Source organism: Streptomyces sp. NBC_00989 (assembly GCF_045162655.1).
GTDB lineage: Bacteria > Actinomycetota > Actinomycetes > Streptomycetales > Streptomycetaceae > Streptomyces.
This window is the reverse complement of sequence record NZ_CP108728.1, coordinates 10,403,004-10,423,981: the sequence shown is the minus strand read 5'-3', so window position 1 is coordinate 10,423,981 and position 20,978 is coordinate 10,403,004. Positions and strand designations below refer to the sequence as shown.

22 protein-coding genes are annotated in these 20,978 nt (G+C 71.0%); 10 read left to right on the top strand and 12 right to left on the bottom strand.

The window, feature by feature from the left end:
• Window positions 1–38: 38 nt before the first annotated feature.
• The 4 genes from OG714_RS46935 to OG714_RS46920 all read right to left on the bottom strand — a co-directional run bounded on the left by OG714_RS46935 (window position 39) and on the right by OG714_RS46920 (window position 4,075).
• Complete coding sequence (locus OG714_RS46935; RefSeq protein WP_406130466.1) at window positions 39–809, bottom strand: SDR family NAD(P)-dependent oxidoreductase; 771 nt, start codon at window positions 807–809, stop codon at window positions 39–41.
• The gene (gene hisD / locus OG714_RS46930; protein ID WP_406130465.1) at window positions 806–2,107 is read right to left on the bottom strand and encodes a histidinol dehydrogenase; all 1,302 of its coding nucleotides are present in this window, start codon (window positions 2,105–2,107) and stop codon (window positions 806–808) included. Before hisD ends, OG714_RS46935 begins: the two co-directional genes overlap by 4 nt.
• A 67-nt stretch (window positions 2,108–2,174) precedes the next feature.
• Window positions 2,175–3,113 carry a VOC family protein gene (locus OG714_RS46925; protein ID WP_406130463.1) on the bottom strand — a complete coding sequence of 313 codons (939 nt, stop codon included), beginning with the start codon at window positions 3,111–3,113 and terminating at the stop codon, window positions 2,175–2,177.
• Window positions 3,110–4,075, bottom strand: coding sequence for a fumarylacetoacetate hydrolase family protein (locus tag OG714_RS46920; protein ID WP_406130461.1), 966 nt, complete (start codon window positions 4,073–4,075; stop codon window positions 3,110–3,112). The genes OG714_RS46925 and OG714_RS46920 overlap by 4 nt, the downstream gene beginning before the upstream one ends.
• A 229-nt stretch (window positions 4,076–4,304) precedes the next feature.
• On the opposite strand from OG714_RS46920, the gene OG714_RS46915 reads away from it, so the two are divergent.
• The 8 genes from OG714_RS46915 (at window position 4,305) to OG714_RS46880 (ending at window position 12,081) form a co-directional block, all read left to right on the top strand.
• Window positions 4,305–4,610 (top strand): antibiotic biosynthesis monooxygenase family protein, encoded by a 306-nt coding sequence (locus tag OG714_RS46915; RefSeq protein ID WP_406130459.1) that lies wholly within the window; start codon window positions 4,305–4,307, stop codon window positions 4,608–4,610.
• 34 nt (window positions 4,611–4,644) lie between these two features.
• On the top strand, window positions 4,645–5,769 hold the full coding sequence (locus OG714_RS46910; RefSeq protein WP_406130457.1) for an FAD-dependent monooxygenase: 1,125 nt from the start codon (window positions 4,645–4,647) through the stop codon (window positions 5,767–5,769).
• On the top strand, window positions 5,766–6,773 hold the full coding sequence (locus tag OG714_RS46905; RefSeq protein ID WP_406130455.1) for an amidohydrolase family protein: 1,008 nt from the start codon (window positions 5,766–5,768) through the stop codon (window positions 6,771–6,773). Before OG714_RS46910 ends, OG714_RS46905 begins: the two co-directional genes overlap by 4 nt.
• The gene (locus OG714_RS46900) at window positions 6,770–7,747 is read left to right on the top strand and encodes a cyclase family protein (RefSeq protein WP_406130453.1); all 978 of its coding nucleotides are present in this window, start codon (window positions 6,770–6,772) and stop codon (window positions 7,745–7,747) included. The genes OG714_RS46905 and OG714_RS46900 overlap by 4 nt, the downstream gene beginning before the upstream one ends.
• Before the next feature lie 8 nt (window positions 7,748–7,755).
• Window positions 7,756–9,162, top strand: a complete 1,407-nt coding sequence (locus OG714_RS46895) for an FAD-binding oxidoreductase (RefSeq protein ID WP_406130452.1) — start codon at window positions 7,756–7,758, stop codon at window positions 9,160–9,162.
• Between the two features lie 3 nt (window positions 9,163–9,165).
• The gene (locus OG714_RS46890; RefSeq protein ID WP_406130450.1) at window positions 9,166–10,122 is read left to right on the top strand and encodes a fumarylacetoacetate hydrolase family protein; all 957 of its coding nucleotides are present in this window, start codon (window positions 9,166–9,168) and stop codon (window positions 10,120–10,122) included.
• Window positions 10,123–10,280: 158 nt separating this feature from the next.
• The gene (locus OG714_RS46885; protein ID WP_406130448.1) at window positions 10,281–11,273 is read left to right on the top strand and encodes a LysR family transcriptional regulator; all 993 of its coding nucleotides are present in this window, start codon (window positions 10,281–10,283) and stop codon (window positions 11,271–11,273) included.
• A gap of 37 nt (window positions 11,274–11,310) precedes the next feature.
• Window positions 11,311–12,081 carry an SDR family oxidoreductase gene (locus tag OG714_RS46880; protein ID WP_406130447.1) on the top strand — a complete coding sequence of 257 codons (771 nt, stop codon included), beginning with the start codon at window positions 11,311–11,313 and terminating at the stop codon, window positions 12,079–12,081.
• Between the two features lie 48 nt (window positions 12,082–12,129).
• Here the strand turns inward: OG714_RS46880 and OG714_RS46875 are convergent, their stop codons facing one another.
• Window positions 12,130–13,095 (bottom strand): zinc-binding dehydrogenase, encoded by a 966-nt coding sequence (locus OG714_RS46875; RefSeq protein ID WP_406130445.1) that lies wholly within the window; start codon window positions 13,093–13,095, stop codon window positions 12,130–12,132.
• 128 nt (window positions 13,096–13,223) lie between these two features.
• Between OG714_RS46875 and OG714_RS46870 the strand changes: the two genes are divergently transcribed.
• Window positions 13,224–13,706: a MarR family winged helix-turn-helix transcriptional regulator gene (locus tag OG714_RS46870; protein ID WP_406130443.1), complete on the top strand. Its 483-nt coding sequence runs from the start codon at window positions 13,224–13,226 to the stop codon at window positions 13,704–13,706.
• 10 nt (window positions 13,707–13,716) lie between these two features.
• Here OG714_RS46870 and OG714_RS46865 read toward each other — a convergent pair whose 3' ends face one another.
• Window positions 13,717–14,676 carry an NADP-dependent oxidoreductase gene (locus tag OG714_RS46865; RefSeq protein WP_406130442.1) on the bottom strand — a complete coding sequence of 320 codons (960 nt, stop codon included), beginning with the start codon at window positions 14,674–14,676 and terminating at the stop codon, window positions 13,717–13,719.
• A gap of 153 nt (window positions 14,677–14,829) precedes the next feature.
• Between OG714_RS46865 and OG714_RS46860 the strand changes: the two genes are divergently transcribed.
• Window positions 14,830–15,672, top strand: a complete 843-nt coding sequence (locus tag OG714_RS46860) for a helix-turn-helix transcriptional regulator (RefSeq protein ID WP_406132178.1) — start codon at window positions 14,830–14,832, stop codon at window positions 15,670–15,672.
• A 59-nt stretch (window positions 15,673–15,731) separates the two neighbouring features.
• Here the strand turns inward: OG714_RS46860 and OG714_RS46855 are convergent, their stop codons facing one another.
• The 6 genes from OG714_RS46855 to OG714_RS46830 all read right to left on the bottom strand — a co-directional run bounded on the left by OG714_RS46855 (window position 15,732) and on the right by OG714_RS46830 (window position 20,943).
• Complete coding sequence (locus OG714_RS46855) at window positions 15,732–16,988, bottom strand: RNA polymerase sigma factor (RefSeq protein ID WP_406130440.1); 1,257 nt, start codon at window positions 16,986–16,988, stop codon at window positions 15,732–15,734.
• Entirely contained in the window at window positions 16,985–17,326 is a 342-nt protein-coding gene (locus OG714_RS46850; protein ID WP_406130439.1) for a YciI family protein, read from the bottom strand. Before OG714_RS46850 ends, OG714_RS46855 begins: the two co-directional genes overlap by 4 nt.
• A complete protein-coding gene (locus OG714_RS46845) occupies window positions 17,323–18,060 on the bottom strand; it encodes a nuclear transport factor 2 family protein (RefSeq protein ID WP_406130438.1) in 738 nt (245 codons plus the stop codon). Before OG714_RS46845 ends, OG714_RS46850 begins: the two co-directional genes overlap by 4 nt.
• Before the next feature lie 148 nt (window positions 18,061–18,208).
• On the bottom strand, window positions 18,209–19,741 hold the full coding sequence (locus tag OG714_RS46840) for an MFS transporter (RefSeq protein ID WP_406130436.1): 1,533 nt from the start codon (window positions 19,739–19,741) through the stop codon (window positions 18,209–18,211).
• An 11-nt stretch (window positions 19,742–19,752) separates the two neighbouring features.
• Window positions 19,753–20,166 carry a VOC family protein gene (locus OG714_RS46835; protein ID WP_406130434.1) on the bottom strand — a complete coding sequence of 138 codons (414 nt, stop codon included), beginning with the start codon at window positions 20,164–20,166 and terminating at the stop codon, window positions 19,753–19,755.
• Window positions 20,167–20,172: 6 nt separating this feature from the next.
• Window positions 20,173–20,943, bottom strand: a complete 771-nt coding sequence (locus OG714_RS46830) for an SDR family NAD(P)-dependent oxidoreductase (RefSeq protein ID WP_406130432.1) — start codon at window positions 20,941–20,943, stop codon at window positions 20,173–20,175.
• Window positions 20,944–20,978 lie beyond the last annotated feature (35 nt).

The window sequence follows — 20,978 nt, the reverse complement described above, 5'->3', positions numbered from 1 at the left end:
CCAGCCGTCCACCTCGCCGTTTACCGCACCCCGTTCAGCTACGACGGGGCGATCATCCCGGCCGACAGGTCGATGTCGGCCCCGCACAGGCCGGGCATCGCGAGCATCGCCACGAGCGCCCGCGCGACCTCGTGCTCCTCGACGAGCCGGCCGAGGGCGGCCCGGGAGGCGAAGTCGCGTTCGGCCTCGGCGACCGTGCAGCCGGTCAGTTCGGCGGTGAGCCGGAAGTTGTGGTCCATGCGCGGGCCTCGAACCGGGCCCGGGGAAAGGGAGTTGACCGCGATCCCCTGCGGACCGACCTCCCCGGCAAGGGTCCGGGTCAGGCCGAGCAGCGCCATCTTGGAGGCGGTGTACGGGGTGCGGTTGAGCAGCGGTCGCTTGCCGCTGACCGAGGCCACGTTGACGACGTCACCGCGCCCGGCCGCGAGCATCGGCGGCAGGAAGGCCCGGCACATCAGGTACACGCCCCGGACGTTGGCGGCGAACACGTCGTCCCACTCGTCCGGCTCGATGTCGACCAGCGACCGTACAGGACCGGCGACTCCGGCGTTGTTGACGAGCAACGACACGTCCTCGTCGGCGAGTTCGGCGGCGAGCGCGGTGACGGCCGCCGGATCGGAGACGTCGCACACTCCCGTACGGGCGTGTCCGCCGTCCTTCTCCACCTGTGCCGCCGCCTCCGCGAGCGCCGTCTCGTTGCGGCCGACGAGGACCACCCGGGCGCCGGAGTCGGCGAGGGCCAGCGCGAAGGCGCGCCCCAGCGGTCCGCCGCCACCGGTGACCAGCGCTGTACGGCCGGCCAGGGTCACGGAGTGTTCCAGGGCAGCTCGTCGCCCGCGGCCCGCGCGGCCCGTACGTCACCGGAGCGTGCGTGCCCCTCGAACAACTCGACGCGGGCGGCCCGCCCGCACAGTCGGCCGAGGAGCGCCTGGGAGTCGGTGTCGGTGACCTCCTGGTAGGTGACCGTCTTGAGGTACTTCCCCACCCACAGGCCGCCGGTATAGCGCGCGGCACCACGTGTGGGCAGCACATGGTTGGTGCCGATGACCTTGTCGCCGAACGACACACAGGTCCCCTCGCCCAGGAACAGGGCGCCGTACTGGGTCATCCGCTCCAAGGCGAGGCGCGGTTCGGCGGTCAGGACCTCGACGTGCTCGAAGGCGAAGTCGTCGGCGAGGGCGTACAGCTCGTCGAGGGTGTCGACGACGTGGACCTGGCCGTGGTCGCGCCAGGCCGGCTCGGCGAAGTCGCGGGTGGGCATGCCGGGCAGGAGGCGTTCCACCTCGGCGATGGTCTTCTCGGCGACCTCGCGGGAGGTGGTGATGAGGACGGCCGGGGAGTCCGGCCCGTGCTCGGCCTGGGAGAGCAGGTCGACGGCGCACACGAACGGGTCGGCCTGGTCGTCGGCGAGGACGAGGATCTCGGTCGGCCCGGCGAACAGGTCGATGCCGACCTCGCCGAACAACTGCCGCTTGGCCTCGGCGACATAGGCGTTGCCGGGTCCGGCGATCAGGTTCACGGGCCGCATCGTGTCGGTGCCGACGGACATGGCGGCCACGGCCTGCACTCCGCCGAGCAGCCAGATCTCGTCGGCGCCGGCGAGATGCATGGCGGCGACGGTGGCGGCCGGGATCTCGCCGTGGATGGGCGGCGTACAGGCGACGACCCGGGGCACGCCCGCGACCTTGGCGGTGACGATGGTCATGTGGGCGGAGGCGGTGAGCGGGTAGCGGCCACCGGGGATGTACGCGCCCGCCGCCTGCACCGGGATGTGCTTCTGCCCGAGCTTCACCCCGGGCAGGGTCTCCACCTCGAACTCCCGCAAGGAGTCGAGCTGGTGGCGCGCGAAGGTGCGCACCTGGTCCTGGACGAAACGGATGTCGTCGATGACCTGCTGCGGCACCGACGCGATGATCTTCTCGACCTCCTCGTCCGTCAGCCGGAAGGAGTCGGGGCTCCACTTGTCGAACTTCTCGGAGTAGACGCGCACCGCCTCGTCGCCGCGCGCACGGATGTCCGCGATGACGCCGGTCACGGTCTCCCGTACCTGGTCGAGCGAGGCGGTCACCTCTGACTTGGGCACGGCGTGCTTCAGGATCGTTGCCACAACTGCGGCCTTTCTGCGGGTGGTTCGCGACAGCGGGGATGCCGGACGAGGGAGGCGGACGGAGGTGTCAGACGGGAGGCGCCACGAACAGCACGTCGGGGTCGTTGAACTGCTCCTTGGCGACCGACTCGCTCATCGGGTCGGCGGTGCCCCACTGGTCCTGGGTGATCGGGTCGTCGACGTCATGGCGGCCCGGGTGCCACAAGTCCTCTTCGAGGACGGCGAGTTCGGTCGTGTACTCGACGGTGTTGCCGTGCGGGTCGTGGAAGTACGAGAAGGTGTTGTCGCCGGCGAGATGCCGCCCGGGCCCCCAGGTGAGCCGGGTCCCGGCGCGCAGCGCCCGCCCGGTGCCGCGCATGTACTCCTCGACCCCGCGCATCTCGAACGAGGCGTGGTGCAGGGAGACATGGGGCCCTCGGGCGATCGCGAACGAGTGGTGGAGGGGGCTGCACCGCAGGAAGTACATGAGGTCGCCCATGTGCGTCGAGTACAGGGTGTCGGTGAGCCGGAACCCGAGGTGCCGGACGTAGAAGTCCCGCAGTCCTTCCGGGTCCTGGGAGTTGACCACGCAGTGCGAGAGCCGGACCGGGATCGCCTCCCGCTCCTCGATCCTGCGGTGGGCGCGGGTCTCGACGTCCGCCGAGACCTCGACGACCCGCCCATCCGGGTCGAAGAACCGGAAGCCGTAGCCCCCGCCCGGAGTGTCCAACACACCGGGCTCACCGATGAGTTGGACCCCGGCCCGCCCGAGCCGCCCATGCAGCTCATCCACCGCCACCGGCGATGCGGCCCCGAAGGCAACCAGGTCCATCCGCTTCCGCTCGTCCTCTCGGATGCGGACGATGTACTGCTCGGGGCTGCCCTCGGCGGCGAAGAAGGCGACTCCGCTGTCGTTGGCGACCTCGGTCAGGCCCCATGTCGTGCCGTAGAAGGCGCGCTGACGGGCGAAGTCCGGTACGGCCAGGTCGACATGGCGCAGATGGGTGATGGGCTGGAAGACGCTCATGCGTGGCTCCTGACGGTGTTGCGCTGGTGGCCCAGGCCGGTGATCTCGGACTCGACGACGTCGCCGGGCTTCAGGAAGACGCCCCAGTGCGCGCCGTTGCCGGCCGGGGAACCGGTGAGCAGCAGGTCGCCGGGGCGCAGGGTGGTGGTCGTGGAGATGTACGCGATGAGCCGGGGGATGTCGAAGATCATGTCCTTGGTGGACTCGTCCTGGCGGACGACTCCGTTGTGGCGCAGGGTGATCCGCAGGTCGCCGGGGTCTCCGACGAAGGCCGCCGGCACCAGGAAGGGCCCGGTCGGCAGGAAGGTGTCGGCGTTCTTCGCGGTGAACCAGTCGGTGCCGATGGCCTTGAGGTCGGGCCGGTAGAGGCGGTCGCGCGTCGTGAGGTCGTTGCTGATGGTGTACGCGGCGACGTACTCCATCGCGTCCTCGGCCGCGATGTCCCTGCCCGACTTGCCGATGACGAGGGCGAGTTCGAGTTCCCAGTCGTGCTGCTCACCGAGCGCGGGGAGCACGATGTCGTCGAAGGGGCCGGAGATCGCGCGCGGTGAGCCGAGGAAGACGTACGGCACTCCGTTGCGGGCGCGTTCGTCCATCATCGACTCGGCGTCGGCGCGGGCCTCTTCGGGGGTGGCGCCGTGCACGCTCTCCTTCTCGGCGGCGACCAGATCGACCACGTGCTTGCGGTAGTTGGCGCCGCTCTGCAGGATCTGGCCGGGCTCGATCGGGGTCAGGACGCGCAGGTCGGCCAGGTCGTACCAGGTGCCCCCGTCCGCCCCCGCGAGGTCGCCGAGCCGGGGCAGCCAGCTGTCCCAGTCCTCGACGAGCGCGCGTACGGACGGCACGAGGTCGGAGAGGTCGCGCACACGCGCCCCGGTGACCAGGCCGGGGAAGCCGTCGCCCTCGGCGGCGAACGTGCCGAGCGCGAACGGTCCGGCGTGGGTGGGCAGTTGATCGGGCACGGCGCTCTCCTCGTACGGGTGGGGGCTCGCCCTCGACGCTAGGCAGCCTCGGGGCGCGGCGGAAATGGCGATCCGCGATGCCTGCCATCACCGGCCCGCCGGACGGCTGAACCGCTGGTCCATCGCCGTACGGGATGCATGACGTCCCCCTTGCCGATGCCTCGATCCGTTGACCCCCGCGTCGGGCGCCACGCAGGCTCGGAGCACCCCACCACCCGAGGAGCGCACAGTGGTCGTCGAGCATGCCGAGCTGACCGTCGAGGCCGGTCGTGAGCGGGAGTTCGCGGAGGTGTTCGGCAAGGCCCGTGAGGTGCTGGCCGAGGCCGACGGGTTCCGCTGGGCCGAGCTGCTGCGCGGCGCGGAGCGACCTCGGACCTTTCTGCTGCTGGTCGGCTGGGAGTCGGTCGAGGCCCACACGGTCGGCTTCCGGGAGTCCGAGGCCTTCGGCCGCTGGCGGGCCCTGGTCGGGCCGTTCTTCGCCGAGCCGCCGGCCGTCGAGCACTTCCACGAACTCGGCGCCCGCTTCTCGGTCTGACGTCACTCGTCGTCTACGTTCGCAAGGAACCCCCATGCCCGTACAGAAGGTGCTCGTCGTAGGCGGCGGCATCACCGGAAGCGTGCTGTGTCTCGCGCTCGCCCAGCGTGGCGCCGAGGTGGAGCTCGTCGAGATCTCTCCGCAGTGGTTCGGTGTGGGCCATGGCATCACCATTCAGGGCAACGCGCTCAAGGCGCTGCGTTCCGTGGGTGTCCTGGACCGGGTGCTGTCCCGGGCGGTGCCGTTCGACATCATGCGGCTGCGCCGCGCCGACGGCGGGCTGCTCACCGAGTTGAACACCCCGCACACCGGCGGGCCCGAACTGCCTTCCACAGCGGGGGCGTTGCGCTCGGATCTGCAGGACGCGCTGTGCGACGCGGTGCGCGCGCACGGGGTGCGGGTCCGCCTCGGGCTGAGCGTGGACCGGCTCGACCAGTCGCCGGACCAGGTGGACGTGGCCTTCACGGACGGTTCGACCGGCCGCTACGACCTCGTCGTGGGCGCCGACGGCATCAACTCGGCGATGCGCGCGCTGATCGGCATCGACGCGAAGCCCCGCCCGGTCGGCATGTCGATCTTCCGGGTCGTCGCGGAGCGCCCGGCCGAGATGGACTGCGCCGAGGTGTACTACGGCGGCCCCCGTTTCAAGGCCGGCTACAGCCCGATCTCCCCCGACCAGTGCTACGCCTACCTCCTCGACGAGAACCTCGACACCACCCTGATCGGCCCCCGCGCCCCGCTCGGCCTGCTGCGCGAACGCGGCGCCGGGTACGGCGGGACCTGGGGCAGGATCCTCGCCTCGCTGCCCGAGGACACGGCGGTCGACTACCGCTGGATCGAGGCGATCCTCGTCGACGAGCCCTGGCATCGCGGTCGTGCGTTGGTCATCGGCGACGCCGCGCACGCCTGTCCGCCGCTGATCGCGCAGGGCGCCGCGATGTGCATGGAAGACGCCGTCCTGCTCGCCGAGTTGGTGACCGGGGACGAACCGGCCGAGAAGGCCCTGGACCACTTCATGGCACGCCGGCTGCCCCGGGTGCGGATGGTCCTGGAGAACTCCCTCCAGCTCGCCGACTGGGAGATCCACCCGGACACGCCCGGCGCCGATCCGGCCCGGATCATGTCGGAGACCCTGGACCACCTGACGGCGGCGGCGTGAACAGCTCGCCCGTGGTCGACTTCCACGGCCACCTCGCCGTCCCCGCCGCCGACGCCCTGGTCGCGGGCACCCCGGGCCTCGCCGCCGAACTCGCGGCCGAGCAGCGCGCCCACTCCCCCGCGTCCCTGACCGCCAACCGTGCCCAACTCCAGCGCCTGGCGCCCAAGTTGACGGACGTCACGACTCGCCTGGCGGACCTGGGCGCGATGGGCGTCGATATCCAGGTGGTCGGCCCGATGCCGATGCACCACTACTGGGCGGACCCCGACCTCGCGATCCACCTCGCCCGCACCGTCAACGCGGCCGTGGCCGCGCACTGCGCCACCGCACCCGAGCGCCTGTACGGCCTGGGCACGATCCCGCTCCAACACCCGGACCTCGCGGTCGCGTTGCTCGATCAGGCGGTCAACGACCATGGCCTGTACGGCATCAGCGTCTCCACGACGGTCGACGGCCGCGAACTGGCCGACCCCGCGCACGACGCGGTGTGGCAGCGGGCCGAGGAGCTGGGCGCGATCGTCTTCGTGCACCCCTGGGGCTGCTCCCTCGGCGAGCGCCTGGCGACCAACTACCTGGGAAACACGGTCGGTCAGCCGGTGGAGACGACGGTCGCGCTCTCGCATCTCATCTTCACCGGTGTCCTCGACCGCTTCCCACGCCTGAAGTTGGTGGCGGCGCACGGCGGCGGCTATCTGCCGACGTACATCGGCCGTTCGGACCACGCCTGGCAGGTGCGGGAGGACGCGCGCGGCTGCGCCGAACCGCCGAGCGCCTATCTGCGGCGCATGTGGTTCGACGCGCTGGTGTACACCCCGGGCGCCCTGCGTCGCCTCGTCGAGGAGGTGGGCGCTGACCGGGTCGTCCTCGGTACCGACCACCCCTTCGACATGGGCGTCGACGACCCGGTGGCCCGTCTGGACGCGGCCGGGCTGACCCCGGCCGACCGGGCCGCCGTCGCCGGGGGCAACGCCCTCGACCTGCTGCTGAAAGGACGTACGCGATGACCGCCGGTGCCCTCGGTCCGATCGAGGAAGAACTCGCCAAGGCCCGTTCCGCCTACCGCAATTGGGGCCGCTGGGGTGAGGACGACGTGCTCGGCACGCTGAACTTCGTCGACGACGCGATCCGCGCCCACGCGGTGGGCCTGGTGCGGCGCGGGCGATCCTTCTCGCTGGCCCAGGAGTTCAACGAGTCGGGCCCGCAGCGCGGTTTCCGGGGCCGTATCAACCCGGTCCACTACATGAAGGACACCGGCTCCGACGCGGCGGCCGGCACCCAGGGTTTCCCGCACGGCTTCGGCGGCGCCGACGACCACGTCGTGATGCCCTTGCAGGCCTCCACGCAGTGGGACGGCCTGGGCCACATCTACGACAACAAGCAGGCGTGGAACGGCCGTCCGTGCACCATCGTCAACGGTGACGGCGACTCGGTCACCGGCATCGAGCACATGAAGGAGGCCTTCACCAGCCGTGGGGTCCTCCTGGACGTGGGTCGCGCGGTCGGTGACGAGCACGGTGAACTCCCGGACGGATTCCCCATCTTGGAGGAGCATCTGCGGGCCACGATCGAGGCGCAGGGCGCCACCAGTTCCGTACGGCGCGGAGACCTCGTCCTGATCCGCACCGGCCAACTCGGCCGTGTACGACGGCTGGGCGCGTGGGGCGGTTACGCCGCCGGTGACGCGCCCGGCCTCTCCTTCACCACCCTCGGCTGGCTGCACCGCACGGAGATCGCGGCGATCGCCTCCGACACGTGGGGGCTTGAGGTACGGCCCTACGAGTTCCCGCAGCCCGCGATGTCCCCGCTGCACCAGATAGCGATCCCCAACATGGGTCTCCCGCTGGGCGAGATGTGGGACCTTGAGGCGCTGGCCGAGGACTGCGCGGCCGACGGTGTCTTCGAGTTCCTGCTGGTCGCCGCGCCGCTGCCGGTGACCGGCGCGGTGGGTGCCCCCGTCAATCCGATCGCGATCAAGTGAGCCCGCCCGTGACCGCATTCCATCAGGGGACGACCCCCGAGCCCCCACCCCGGAACCGCTTCTCCGGCACCCTCCACCTCCCCGACGACGAGGACTTCGAGACCGCGTGCTTCGGCCGGGTCTTCAACGCCCGCCGCCCGACCGACCGTTCACCGGCCGCCGTCCTGACTGCCGAGTCGGAGCAGGACGTAGTCGAAGGCGTACGGCTCGCGCTGGAGCGGGGCTGGCAGGTCGCCGTCCGTTCCGGCGGGCACAGTTGGGCCGCCTGGTCGGTGCGCCAGGACGCGCTGCTGATCGACCTCGGCGGCTTCCGCGAGATGGCGTACGACCCGGGGACCGGGATCGTGACGGCGACGCCCAGCGTGAAAGGCGGCGACGAACTCAACCCGTATCTCGGCGAGTTCGGCCGGTTCTTCAACGGCGGACACTGCCCCTCCGTCGGCATCGGCGGCTTCCTGCTCCAGGGCGGGCAGGGCTGGAACGCGCGTGGCTGGGGCTGGGCGGCGGAGAACATCGTGGCCATCGATGTCGTCACCGCCGAGGGCGAGTTGGTGCGCGCCGACGAGACCCGGCACAGCGACCTGTTCTGGGCGGCGCGCGGCGCGGGCCCGGGTTTCTTCGGCATCGTCACCCGCTTCCATCTGCGTACCCGCCCGCTGCCGACGTACCTCGGCCACACCGTGCACGCGTACCCGCTCGACCTGTTCGACGAGGTCATGACCTGGCTGCACGGCATGCACCACACGGTCTCGGACCTGGTGGAGATCGTCGCGCTCACCCAGACACCGCCCGGCCTGGACGAACCGGTGCTGCTGGTCACGGGCGTGTCGATGACCGACACCGCCGAGCAGGCCGCCGAGGCACTGGCGCCGCTGCACGCCAACCCGTACGCGGACCGGGCGTTGTTCCGCGTGGAGGCCCAACAAACCACGCTGGCCGAGCAGTTGGCGGGTCAGCGCACCGCCAACCCCGAGGGCCACCGCTACCTGGTCGACAACGCCTGGCTGACCGGCCCCGCCGACGAGGTCGTCCCGGCGATCCGCAAGGCGTTCACCGAGCAGCCCACCCGGCAGACCTTCACCATCTGGTTCTCCATGGCCCCTCTGCGCCAACTCCCCGACATGGCCTTCTCGTTGCAGTCGGAGATCTACTGCGCCACGTACGTCATCCACGACGCCCCGGCACGGGACACGGAGCTGCGCGCCTGGCTGGACAGGGCGATGGCGGACATGGAACCGGTGACCGCGGGCCAGTACCTCGGCGACTCCGACTTCACCGTGCGGCAGTTGAGGTTCATGGGCGACGAACAGTGGCGGCGGCTGCGGGAGATCCGGGCCGCGTACGACCCCAAGGGGCTCTTCGCCGGCCACCTCAGCGCGGGAACCGTCACCAACACCAACCACTGGGAGCAGTGAGCGATGCGTTTCGCGACATACGAGCACGAGGGCGTGGAGCGCGCCGGGGTCCTGCGCGACGGGACCGTTCATCCACTGCCCGAAGGGATCACCGTACTGACCCTGCTGGAGCAGGACGTGCTGCACGCGGCCGGCACCGAAGCGCTACGCCAGACAAGCGACTTGACGGTGGATCAGGTGCGGCTGCTGCCTCCCCTCAAGCCGCCGTCCATCCGGGACTTCGTCGGTTTCGAGGCGCACATCGAGGGGGTCTCGAAGTCCCTGGACGGGCTGGAGCACGTGCCCGAGGAGTGGTATCGGGCGCCCAACTTCTACTTCACCAACCCCCACGCCGCGTACGGCGCGCACGACAACGTGCCGGTTCCGGCGGGCTGTTCGGTGCTCGACTTCGAGTTGGAGGTCGGGGTGGTCGTCGGGCGCGCCGGGCGTGACCTCACGCCCGAGCAGGCGCGCGAGCACATCGTCGGTTACCTGGTCTTCAACGACTGGTCGGCGCGTGATCTGCAGAAGCCGGAGAAGAACCTCGGGCTCGGCTTCTCCAAGGGCAAGGACTTCGCGAACACGCTGGGCCCCTGTCTGGTCACCGCCGACGAGGTCGAGGACCGGCGCGACCCTGACGGCTTCCTGGACCTGGAGATGACGGTCACCCTCAACGGCGAGCTGATCGGCCGCGACACCCTCGCCAACGTCTCCTGGACCTTCGAGGAGATGATCGCCTACGCCTCCCGGGACACCTGGGTGCGCCCCGGGGACATCCTCGGCTCGGGCACCTGCGGCTGGGGCGCGCTGGCGGAGTTCTGGGGCCGGGTCGGCGAGCGCACCCCGCCGCCGCTCCAGCCGGGCGACGAAGTGACACTCTCGGTGGAGCGCCTCGGCACCCTCTCCAACCGTGTCGTGCCCGGCCGTAGAGACGTATATCTGCCGCGCGCCCGCAAGCGCGGCCGGACCCCGCGGCCGTAGACCCCCCCTGCGAACCCTTCCGACCTGCACACATCCAGGGATCCGATGGCAGCTATCGGATCCCTGTGACTTGTCCCCCGGCCCCTTCCTCGGCGGGAATCCGGTCGTTACGCTCCGGTTTCACCGAGCTTCAACGACGCGGCCGGAAGGACACACGCATGGGTCTGGGAGCAATCGACCTGAATCTTCTGGTGGCTCTGGAAGCCCTCCTGGAGGAGAAGAACGTCACCCACGCGGGGGTGCGGCTGTCCACCAGCCAGTCCGCGATGAGCGGCTCCCTGGCCCGGCTGCGGCGGCACTTCAACGACGAGCTGCTGGTGCGGGTGGGCCGCGAGTACGAGCTGACCCCGCTCGCGGAGCGGCTGCTGCCGGTCGTCCAGTCCTCGCTGCACAAGGCGGAGGAGGCGCTGTCGCTGACCAGGCACTTCGATCCCTCGCGCAGCCGGCAGCGGTTCTCGGTCGTGATGTCCGACTACGTCATGACGGTGTTCATGGAACCGCTGCTGCGGGCCCTGGCGCAGGAGGCCCCCGGCATCCGGATCGACTTCCACCCGATCGTCATCGGGCAGCTGGAGACGGAGACCCATCTGCGCTGCCACGACCTGATGATCGTGCCGCTCGGCTATCAGCTGCCGGGGGTCAGCGAGACGGTGATGCACGACCGGTTCGTGTGTCTCGTCGACCCGGACAACCCTCGTCTGGTGGACGGGCGGCTCTCGCTGCGCGACCTCGCGGAGATGCCCCACGCGGCCTGCGTCATCGGCAAACTCACCCCCGCCGACCGCCAGTTGGAGACCCTCGGCATCACCCCCCGGGTGCAGGTCAGCACGCCCGGCTTCAACGTGCTGCCGTTCCTGGTCGGCGGCACCGACCTCGTCGCCGTGGTCCCCGAGCGGCTCGCCCGGCGCTACGAGGGATTCGCGCGCTGTGCCGTCGTACCGACGCCCTTCCCGGACGTACCGCTGGTCGAGGCCATGTACTGGCACCACAACCGGCACGCGGACCCGGCGCACCGCTGGCTGCGGGAGACGGTCCGCAAGGTGGGCGCGTCGCTGGACGACCCGGTGGTGCGCGAGATCGCCGACGAGATCGCCGGCGCGGATGCCACCCATGCCGATCGTGCGTTTCCGGAGCTGACCCCGGCTTCCTAGCGTGGACGGGAGACAGCCCGCACCCCCTGGAGGAACCGTGAGCCACACGCGTCTGGCCGGCCGTACCGTCGTCGTCACAGGGGCCGCGCAGGGCCAGGGAGCCGCCGAGGCGGCGGCCACGGCCCGGGAGGGGGCGACGGTGATCGCGACCGACGTCCTGGACGAGGCGGGCGAGAAGCTCGCCGCGTCACTTCGGGGCGACGGCCTCGACGTGCGCTACCAGCACCTGGACGTGTCGTCGCCGGAGGACTGGGCGGGGCTGGCGGCGACACTCACCGAGGTGCACGGTCTCGTCAACAACGCGGGCATCGCCGTGCGCGCCCGCCTCGGTTCGGTCGAACTCGCCGACTGGAACCGGGCGTTCGCGGTCAACACCACGGGCGCGCTGCTCGGCATCCAGGCGCTCGCCCCGCTGATGCCGGCCGGTTCGTCCATCGTGAACGTCGGCTCGGTCGCGGGCCTCACCGCGCATCACGCGGTCGCGTACACCGCCAGCAAGTGGGCGCTGCGCGGCCTGTCGAAGGTGGCCGCGCTGGAGCTGGCCCCGCGCGGCATCCGTACGAACGTGATCCACCCCGGCTACATCGAGACCCCGCTGATGGCCTCCGCGAACCCGGTGTTCGTCCAGGCCCACCTGTCGCTGACCCCGCAGGGCCGCGCGGGCACGGTCGACGAGGTGGCGCCGCTGGTCGTCTATCTGTTGTCCGACGAGGCGTCGTACGTCAACGGCGCGGAGATCACCGTCGACGGCGGGTACGCGTCGCACGGCGGGGTGAAGGCGATCACGAACGCGCTCGACGCCTCGTGACGTCCGCCGGGCCGGTGAGGGGCGAGGTTCTGCCGGTCCGCGGCCGGGTCAGGGCACCAGGACGGTGCGGACACCCGGGACCTCGGGCGCGTTCCAGGCGCTCTCGACCTCGGCGAGGGGGACCGGCCGAGCGGTGACCGCGATGCCGCCGCTCTCGATCTCCTCGACCAGGGACGGGAGTTCCTCCAGATACGTCCTGGTGGACACCGCGCCCTGACCGTTGCCCTGGAGCCGGAAGTTCGCCGAACGCAGTGCCACTGACGGGAGCTCGATGGTGGGCCCTGCCATGGACCCGATCTGGATCCAGTTCAGGGCGCGGCTGCGGTCGGCGCGGGCCCGCAGCAGGGCCATGATCGCGTCGCCGGCGGGCCTGCCCCACAAGTAGTCGACGACCAGGTCGACTTCGGCGGCCTCCTTCGCCAACTCGGCGGCGGTGGCGTCGGCGTCGTCGGTGAGCGCGACGGTCGCGTCCGCGCCGATTCCTGGCAGGGCCGCCAGCCGGTCCCGGTCCCTTCCGGCGCCGACGACCCGTCCGGCACCGAGCCGCTTGGCGACCTGGACGGCCATCTGTCCGGCGTTGCCGGTGGCGCCGAGGATCAGCACCGACTGCCCGGCCTCGATCGGGACGCGGCGGCGCAGCGCCACCCAGGACGACATGGCGGGGTTCATCGCGGCGGCGATCTTCACGACGTCCGCGCCGTCGGGCAGCGGGATGCTGCGGCGGCTGTCGATGACGGTGCGGGTGGCCATCGGGCCGACGAGGTCGTCGTCGGCGACGAAGTACACCAGGCGTCCGTCCGCCCGCCGGCCGACCCCGTCGACTCCGGGGACCATCGGCAGCTTCCCGGTGCTGGTGTAGTGGCTGCCCGCGGCGCCGGTGCGCACGCGGGGGTGCAGGCCGACGGCGAGGACGTCGACCAGTTCCTGGTCCTCGTCGGCGGGGGCGGGCAGGCCGAACGGCTCGTAGCGGGGCGGGGTGCCGAACGACTGGACGACTGCGGCGCGGATGTCCATGGAGGCTCTCCTGGGTTCGGATTCGGGGCACAGGGCGCGAGGGATTTAGTCGGTGCCACGAAGGTTTTAGTACGTGACACCAATCAAATTAGTAGGTGCCACGTACCTTTGCAAGTAGAATCCGGGACATGACCTCACCGCACGACACCCCGTCCCCTGCGACCGAGGACCTCGGCCTGGTCGACGCCCTCGCCCAGTTGTCGTTCCTCGTGCAGAACACGCTGGCCGAGATCGCCGGGGAGTACGACCTGTCGCTCACCCAGACACGGCTGCTCGGGATCCTGCGGGACCGGGAGCCGACGATGAACGAGCTCGGCCGTCACCTCGGGCTCGACAAGTCCTCGATCACGGGACTGGTCGATCGGGCGCAGCGCCGGGGTCTGGTCACCCGCACCCCCAGCACGGTCGACCGCCGCTCGTTCCAGGTGTCGATCACCGACGCCGGCCGACAGCTCGCGGAGCAGGTCGCCGCCCGGTTCGCCGAGCGGATCGAGAGGTGCGTCGAGCCGCTTGCCGGAACCGACCGGAAGCGGCTGTCGCGGATGGCGACGCGGATCGTGACCGCCGACGCCCAGGACCGCGGCATCGACCTGCGCACGGGTCCCCGCTGACCGGACTCCGTCAGACGGTGCCGCGCGGCACCGTCACCACGTGCTTGCCGACGACGCCGCCGCGCTCGAACGCTCGGTGCGCCGCGGCGATGTCGGCGAGCGGGTACACGCTGTCGATCACCGGGCGCAGCGCGCCCGAGGCGACATGGCCGGCCACTTCGCGCAGCACGGGGGTTTCGGGGTTGGCGCTGAAGGTGCGGATGCGGCGGGAACCGTGCACGCTCGACGCGGCGATCGCGGCGATGGCGGACGGGGACAGTCCGACGGTGACCATCCGGCCGCCCTTGGCCAACCGGCCGCGGTAGCAGTGCAGTTCCGTGCCGACGGTGTCGACGATGACATCGAACGGCCCGATCTCGTCCGAGGTGGTGGAGCCGTAGTCGAGGACCTCGTCGGCGCCGAGGTCGGTGAGGATCTTGGCGTGCCGGTCGCGGGCCAGCGCGGTGACGTGGCCGCCCATCGCGTGCGCCAACTGCACGGCGGCCGTGCCGACTCCGCCGGCCGCGCCCCGGACCAGGACCTTCTCGCCGCTCACCAGGCGCACGCTGTCGCGCAGCGCGATCAGCGCGGTGGAACCCGCCACGACCAGGGAGGCCGCCTCGACCGAGGAGAGGTCCGCCGGAGCGTGCGAGATACGGCCCGCGGGGACCACGACGTACTCGGCCGCCCCCGCGACGGAGTGCCGCTGCCGGGGATGCACCATGCCCCACACCCGGTCCCCGACCCGGTAGCCGTCGACACCGGCGCCGGTCGCGGCGACGACGCCGGCGAAGTCCAGCCCCACGCCGATCGGGAACCGGCGCCCCGACACCATCTTCAACTCCCCTGCCCTGACGATCACATCGTGTCCGTTCACGCTGGACGCCTCGACCGACACGAGGACTTCACCCGCGTCGGGAGCGGGACGGTCGACCTCGTTGACCCGCAGTACGTCCGCCGTACCGAAACTCGTGATCTGAACGGCCTTCATGGCGCTGTCCTTCCGTGGCCCGCTGTGTCGTTGGTCCGATGCTGGACCCTGCACGCGACATCACGGTCGTTCTCCTTTTCCTGGGTCTGGCAGACCCACCCTCGCGGGCCGTGCCGACGGCATACTTACGCCGTGACCGACTCCTCGCACGCCATGAGCGACGATCCCCGACGCGAACTCGCGGACTTCCTGCGCACCCGCCGAACCCGGCTGCGGCCGGAGGACGTCGGTCTGGAACCCGGCCCGCGGCGGCGCGTCGCCGGGCTGCGGCGCGAGGAGCTGGCCCTGCTGGCGGGGGTGAGTTCGGACTACTACCAGCGCATGGAGCAGGGCCGCGACGTACGCCCCTCCGAACAGGTCCTCGACGCCCTGGCCCGCGCCCTCGGCTTCTCGGCCGAGGAGACCCGCCACCTGCACGGCCTCGCCGCCGCCGCACGCACCCCGGCCCGCCTGCCGCGTTCGTACGAGCCGGAGGAGGTACCGGACACCACGCTACGGCTGCTGCACGGCATGACCGCGCCCGCTCTGGTCGTGGGCCGTTTCCTGGACGTGCTGGCCTGGAACCCGCTCGGCGGCGCCCTGTTGGGCGACTTCACCCGGCAGCCCCAGAAGGAGCGGAACATGCTGGCACTGTTCCTGCACCCGCAGGCCGACCGGACCTGCCCGAACCGGGCGGCCACCGTCGCCGAGCTGATCGGGATGCTGCGTACCCAGGTCGCCGCCGATCCCGGCAACCCGCGCGCCGTCGAACTGGTGGGTGAACTCGCCGTCCGCAGCGACGAGTTCGCGGCCCTGTGGGCCCTCCACGACGTGACGGAACCGACCCGCGGCCAGATGCGCCTCGACCACCCCCGGGTCGGCGAACTCACCCTGGACTGGGACGCCTATCCGATTCCGGGCAACCCCGGCCCCGCGCTCCTGGTCTGCACCGCCGCCGAGGGCAGCCCCGACGCCGAGCGACTCCAACTCCTCGCCGGCCTGCTCGACGTCCACTGAGGACGGTCATCGGAACCTCCGGTGTCATGGGCCGTTTCCACCCCACCGGCGAACGGCTCCTACGCGGATCGGCACTCCGCGAGCCGCCGCTCCAGAAACCGTCTCTCCGCGTCGTTCTCCACCAACTCCAGCGCCCGTTCGTACGCGACAGCCGCCTCCGTCGTACGGCCGCTGCGGCGCAGCAGATCGGCACGGGTCGCGGGCAGCAGGTGATAGTCGGCCAGTTCACCCGACTTCTCCAACTCGGCCACCAACTCCAGCCCCGCGTCCGGGTGTTGGGCCATGCCCACGGCGACCGCCCGGTTCAGGCGCACCACCGCGGAGGGCACGAAGCGCTCCAACTCGCCGTACAGGCCCGCGATATCGGCCCAGTCGGTCTCCTCGGCCGTGGGCGCGGTGGTGTGACAGGCGGCGATCGCGGCCTGGATCTGGTACGGCCCGGGACGGCCCCGGCGCAGCGCCGTCTCCAAGAGGGCGGCGCCCTCGCCGACTTCGGCGCGGTCCCATGCCGTACGGTCCTGGTCCTCCAGGGTCACCAGCTCGCCCGCCGCGTCCACGCGCGTGTGGCGGCGCGCGTCGTGCAGCAGCAACAGGGCGAGCAGGCCGAGGACTTCGGGCTCGTCCGGCATCAGACGGGCCAGCACGCGGGCCAGGCGGATCGCCTCCGCGCAGAGGTCCGTCCGGACCAACTCGGCGCCGGACGTGGCCGCGTACCCCTCGTTGAACAGCAGGTACACCACCCCCAGTACGCCCGTCGTGCGCTCGGGCAGCAGATGCGCGGGCGGCACCCGGTAGGGGATGCCCGCGTTGCGGATCTTCTTCTTGGCGCGCACGAGCCGTTGCGCCATGGTCGCCTCGGGGACGAGGAAGGCGCGCGCGATCTCGGGGGTGGTCAGCCCGGCGAGTGTGCGCAGGGTCAGCGCGACCCGGGCCTCGATGGGCAGCGCGGGATGACAGCAGGTGAAGACCAGCCGCAACCGGTCGTCCTCGACACCGCTGTCGTCACCGTCGTACTCCGGGTCGTACGGCCCCTCGTCCCGCCCCAACACCGCGACCTCCCGCAGTTTCGCCGCTCCGGCCGCCTCCCGGCGCAGGACGTCGAGGGCGCGGTTGCGGGCGGTGGTGGTCAGCCAGGCGCCGGGGCGGCGCGGGATGCCGTCGCGCCGCCACCGGTCGAGTGCCTGGGCGAAGGCGTCCTGCGCGCACTCCTCCGCGAGGTCCCAGTCGCCCGTCACCCGGATCAGGGTGGCGACGACCTGGCCCCACTCCTCGCGGAAGGCGGCGGCGACCGCCTCCTCGACGTCCGGCACGTTCACTCCCAGACCGGCCGCACCTCGACCGAGCCGCCGGCCAGCGCGGCGGGGTGCCGGGAGGCCAGCGAGATCGCCTCGTCGAGGTCGGCGACCTCGATGATGTCGATACCGGCGACATACTCCTTGGACTCGACGAACGGCCCGTCGCTGAGCAGGACTTCGTCACCCTGGACGCGCACGGTGGTGGCGTCCGTGGGCGGCCGCAGCCGTGCTCCGCCGCGCATGAGATCGCGGCTGCGGACCTCGTCGATGTACGAGGTGAAGCGGGGGTCGTCGGCGATCTCGGCGGGGCCGAGTTCCTCGCCGCCGACGGGCGTGCAGATCAGCAGGACGTACTTCATGACCGCTCCTCGGACTTCCCGGCCGCGGCCGAGACGTGTTCGTGGACGATCTGCCAGCGCAGGCCGGCGTTGCGGTAGCCGGTGGTCACGCGCAGTACGTCGTCCAGCGGCTCGCCGTCGGCAAGGGTGCCGCGCAGCCGGACGAGGGCGTTGCCGAAGGCGATGCTCTCGTCGACGCGGACGCGGAACTCCAGGACCTCGCGGATCACCGGACCGGTCACGCTCGCGAACACGCCCTCCATGGCCTTGCGGAAGGCGTCGATGCCGTGCGCTTCCAGGCCGGTGGTGAAGTGGAAGGCCTCCACGTCCGGCGCGTAACAGTCGACGACGCGGTCCACGTCCCGCTCGCGGGCCGCCTCGGTCAGTTCGGCGTCGAGCGCGCGGATCTCCGCCTCGCCCTCCTCCTCGCCGTCCATCGGCCAGAAGGGGCGCACCTCCATGGCGCCGATGGTGGCCACGGGATGCTTGGCGGCGGCCTCGACGGCCTCCTCCAGGGTGTCGCACTCCAGGATGTCGTATCCGGCGACGTACTCCTTGGTCTCCGCGAACGGCCCGTCGGTGCGCAGCACCTCCCCGCCGCGCATCCGCACGGTGACGGCCTCGGCGGGCTGCGCGAGCCGGTGCCCGTGCAGCCGTACGTTCCGGTCGCCGAGCTCCTCCACCCAGGGTTCTACGGGTGCCATCCCGGAGCCGTCTGCGGTGTCGTCGCCACACACGAGCAGCATGTATTTCATGGGTCCTCCCGGTCCTCGATGAGCTTCCTACACCCCACCGACGAACGCGACCGAGCCGGATCGACACCCCGCCAAGAAAAAACACGGATCCCCAAAAGCACGGAGAGGCCGGGGCACCGGCCCCGGCCTCCCCCTCTCCGCCTACCTGTTACGCGGTGGCGGCCTGCACCGACGGCTCCCCCGCTCCAACAGGCGCGCGCTCGGTGTTCTTGCGGACCAGCAGCAGGGTGACCACCGCGCCCAGCAGCGAGGCGCAGCCACAGATCACCACGCCGATGGCCATGCCGTGGCCGAGCGCGGTCTGCGCGGCGGCCTTGGCCTGGGCGCTGCCCGCGTTGACGACGGCGAGCGGACCGGCCGCCTTCTCCATGCCCGCGTCGGCCCCGCTGAGCTTGCCGACGAGGGCGGACGACGCGAGGCTCATCGCGATGGTGGAGATCACGGCCGGGCCGAGGCCCTGCCCGAACTCGCGGACCAGACTGGTCGCACCGCTGGCCATGCCGGTCATGTTGATCGGTACGGCGTTCACGGCGGCGGAGGTCAGCGAGGACACCACGCAGATGAAGCCGATGCCGAGCAGCAGCACCGGGCCGATGAAGGCCGCGAGGGAGGTCGTGGTGATGGGCAGCGCCGCGATCCAGAACTGTCCGGCGGCCATGGGCAGCAGGCCGCCCATCAGCAGCCAGCGGGCGTCGATCTTCGTGAGCATCCGGCTGAGCACCGGCGCCAGCAGCAGCGGGATCAACTGGAGGATCACGAACGGCATTCCGGCCCGCAACGCGCTCAGGTGCATCACCGCGCCGAGGCGGATCGAGACGCAGTAGGCGGTGCCGATGAAGCCGAACATGCCGGCCAGCGCGACGACGGCCGCCGCCGCGAACGAGGGGATCTTCAGCAGGTCGAGGTTGAACATCGGCGAGGCCGCACGGGTCTCCGCGACGACGAACCCGACGAGCGCCACCGCCGCCAGGGCCAGCGAGCCGACGATCGCCGCGCTGCCCCAGCCGCGGTCACCGCCCTCGATGATGCCCCAGAGCAGGGCGGTGAGGCCGACGGCGATGGTGATCTGTCCCGGCCAGTCCAGCGCGCGGCCCTCGGGCGCCTTCGAGTCGGTGACGAGCTTCCAGGAGGTGACCGCGACGACGAGACCGAGGACGACCGGCGGGACGAACGCCCAGCGGAAGTCGGCCACCGTGGCGAGGATCCCGGAGGACAGCGGGCCGAGCGCGGAGGCCAGCGAGATCGACAACGCCCAGGTGGAGACCGCCTTGGCCCGGTCCTTGCCGTCGGGTGTGGCCGCCGCGATGACCGCGAGGGAGCTGGGGAAGAGCGCGGCGGCACCGATGCCGGCCAGGGCCTGCCCGGTCCACATCATGGTGATGTTCTGCGAGGTGGAGTTGAGGAGTTCACCGAGCGCCAGGACGAGCCCGCCGAGCACCAACAGCCGCTTGCGTCCGAAGAGATCGCCCACCACACCGAAATTCAGTTCCAGAATCGCGGTGGGGAGAATGAAGGCGGAGGTGACCCAGGCGACCTGGGAACCCGACGCACCGAATGCGGCCTGAATTTCTCCGTTGATGGGCGAGGGAACGGTAATGCACAACTGTGCCGCCGCGACCGCGAGACAGCACGCTATGAGCGTTCCGGGGTCCAGTCTTTTCAAGGAGGTCGAATCCGTCATCGTGCGTGCCCTCACTCTGCGTTTTTCTCTATGAGTTCGATGAGATTTCCCTCGGGGTCACTGACCCAGGCCATGCGCACTCCGGGCTCGGGGGACGGCCCGGGTGCCATGACCTCGCCCGCGCCATGGGCCACCAACGCGCCGTGGACGGGGTCGAGTTCGGGGGTGGTGACCGCGAAGTGCCCGTATCCCTCGGTGAGGGCGGCGGTCAGCGGGTCCGGCGCGCGAAGGCCGGGGGCGGAGCCGGGTCTGGCGAGCAACTCGATGCGCCAGCCCCGCGGATGCTCCAGGACGACACCTCGCAGACCGGGCCCTTCGAGGTGGAACTCGAAGACGGTCTTGAGGCCGAACGCGCCCTGGTACCAAGCGGTTTGGGCGGCCAGATCGCGTACGTTGACGCCCACGTGGTCGAGTCGGGTGGTCACGGCGGCTCAGCCCGCCATCGCGCTGTCGCCGCCGTCGACCATGAGGTTGGCGCCGTTGACGAAGGCCGCCTCGTCGGAGCAGAGGAAGGCGGCGGCCCGTGCGATGTCCTCGGGCTGCCCCACCCGCCCGACCGGGATGCGGGCCTCCAACTGGGCTTTGGGGCCGTCCGGATCGTCGAGGAAGGGTGCGGTGGCGGAGGTGCGGGTCATGCCGGGCGCGATGGTGTTGACCCGAATGCGGTGCGGGGCGCCGGCCGCGCACAGGTGCAGGCTCATCGCCAACACCCCGCCCTTGGCGGCCCCGTGGGGCACCATCGGCATGAACTGGGCACCGCGTACGGCGGCCACGGACGCCACGTTGAGCACGGCCCCGCCACCCCGCGCGATCAGGTGCGGCCAGGCGGCCTGGGTACAGAAGTAGGGGATGTCCAGCTCGTTCTTGATGGTGAAGTACCAGTCCTTGGCGGGCATCGTCCCGAACGGGCCGTTCCGCAGCGCGGAGGCGTTGTTGTAGAGGATGTCGATCCCGCCGAAGGCCGCGATCCCGGCCTCGATCCACTCCCGGGCGCCGCCTTCGGTGGACAGATCCACGGGTGCGAGGGACCGCATGATTCCGCCGGCCTTTTCGACGATTTCCACGGTCTCGGCCGCGCTGTCCGCGTCGATGTCACAACCGAAGACTTCAGCACCCTCCGCAGCGAATACCAGCGCCGCGGCCCGCCCTATTCCAGCCCCCGTTCCACTGATGAAAGCGATTTTCCCGGCCAGTCGACCCATGATTGCCAAGTCCCTTGTCCCGTGCCGCCGTGGTG

Bases quoted from the DNA above. Each gene is read 5' to 3' on its own strand.
- OG714_RS46925 (WP_406130463.1), bottom strand. From the start codon at position 3,113: ATGAGCGTCTTCCAGCCCATCACCCATCTGCGCCATGTCGACCTGGCC.
- OG714_RS46910 (WP_406130457.1), top strand. From the start codon at position 4,645: ATGCCCGTACAGAAGGTGCTCGTCGTAGGCGGCGGCATCACCGGAAGC.
- OG714_RS46900 (WP_406130453.1), top strand. From the start codon at position 6,770: ATGACCGCCGGTGCCCTCGGTCCGATCGAGGAAGAACTCGCCAAGGCC.
- OG714_RS46890 (WP_406130450.1), top strand. From the start codon at position 9,166: ATGCGTTTCGCGACATACGAGCACGAGGGCGTGGAGCGCGCCGGGGTC.
- OG714_RS46885 (WP_406130448.1), top strand. From the start codon at position 10,281: ATGGGTCTGGGAGCAATCGACCTGAATCTTCTGGTGGCTCTGGAAGCC.
- OG714_RS46875 (WP_406130445.1), bottom strand. From the start codon at position 13,095: ATGGACATCCGCGCCGCAGTCGTCCAGTCGTTCGGCACCCCGCCCCGC.
- OG714_RS46870 (WP_406130443.1), top strand. From the start codon at position 13,224: ATGACCTCACCGCACGACACCCCGTCCCCTGCGACCGAGGACCTCGGC.
- OG714_RS46865 (WP_406130442.1), bottom strand. From the start codon at position 14,676: ATGAAGGCCGTTCAGATCACGAGTTTCGGTACGGCGGACGTACTGCGG.
- OG714_RS46860 (WP_406132178.1), top strand. From the start codon at position 14,830: ATGAGCGACGATCCCCGACGCGAACTCGCGGACTTCCTGCGCACCCGC.
- OG714_RS46850 (WP_406130439.1), bottom strand. From the start codon at position 17,326: ATGAAGTACGTCCTGCTGATCTGCACGCCCGTCGGCGGCGAGGAACTC.
- OG714_RS46845 (WP_406130438.1), bottom strand. From the start codon at position 18,060: ATGAAATACATGCTGCTCGTGTGTGGCGACGACACCGCAGACGGCTCC.
- OG714_RS46840 (WP_406130436.1), bottom strand. From the start codon at position 19,741: ATGACGGATTCGACCTCCTTGAAAAGACTGGACCCCGGAACGCTCATA.
- OG714_RS46830 (WP_406130432.1), bottom strand. From the start codon at position 20,943: ATGGGTCGACTGGCCGGGAAAATCGCTTTCATCAGTGGAACGGGGGCT.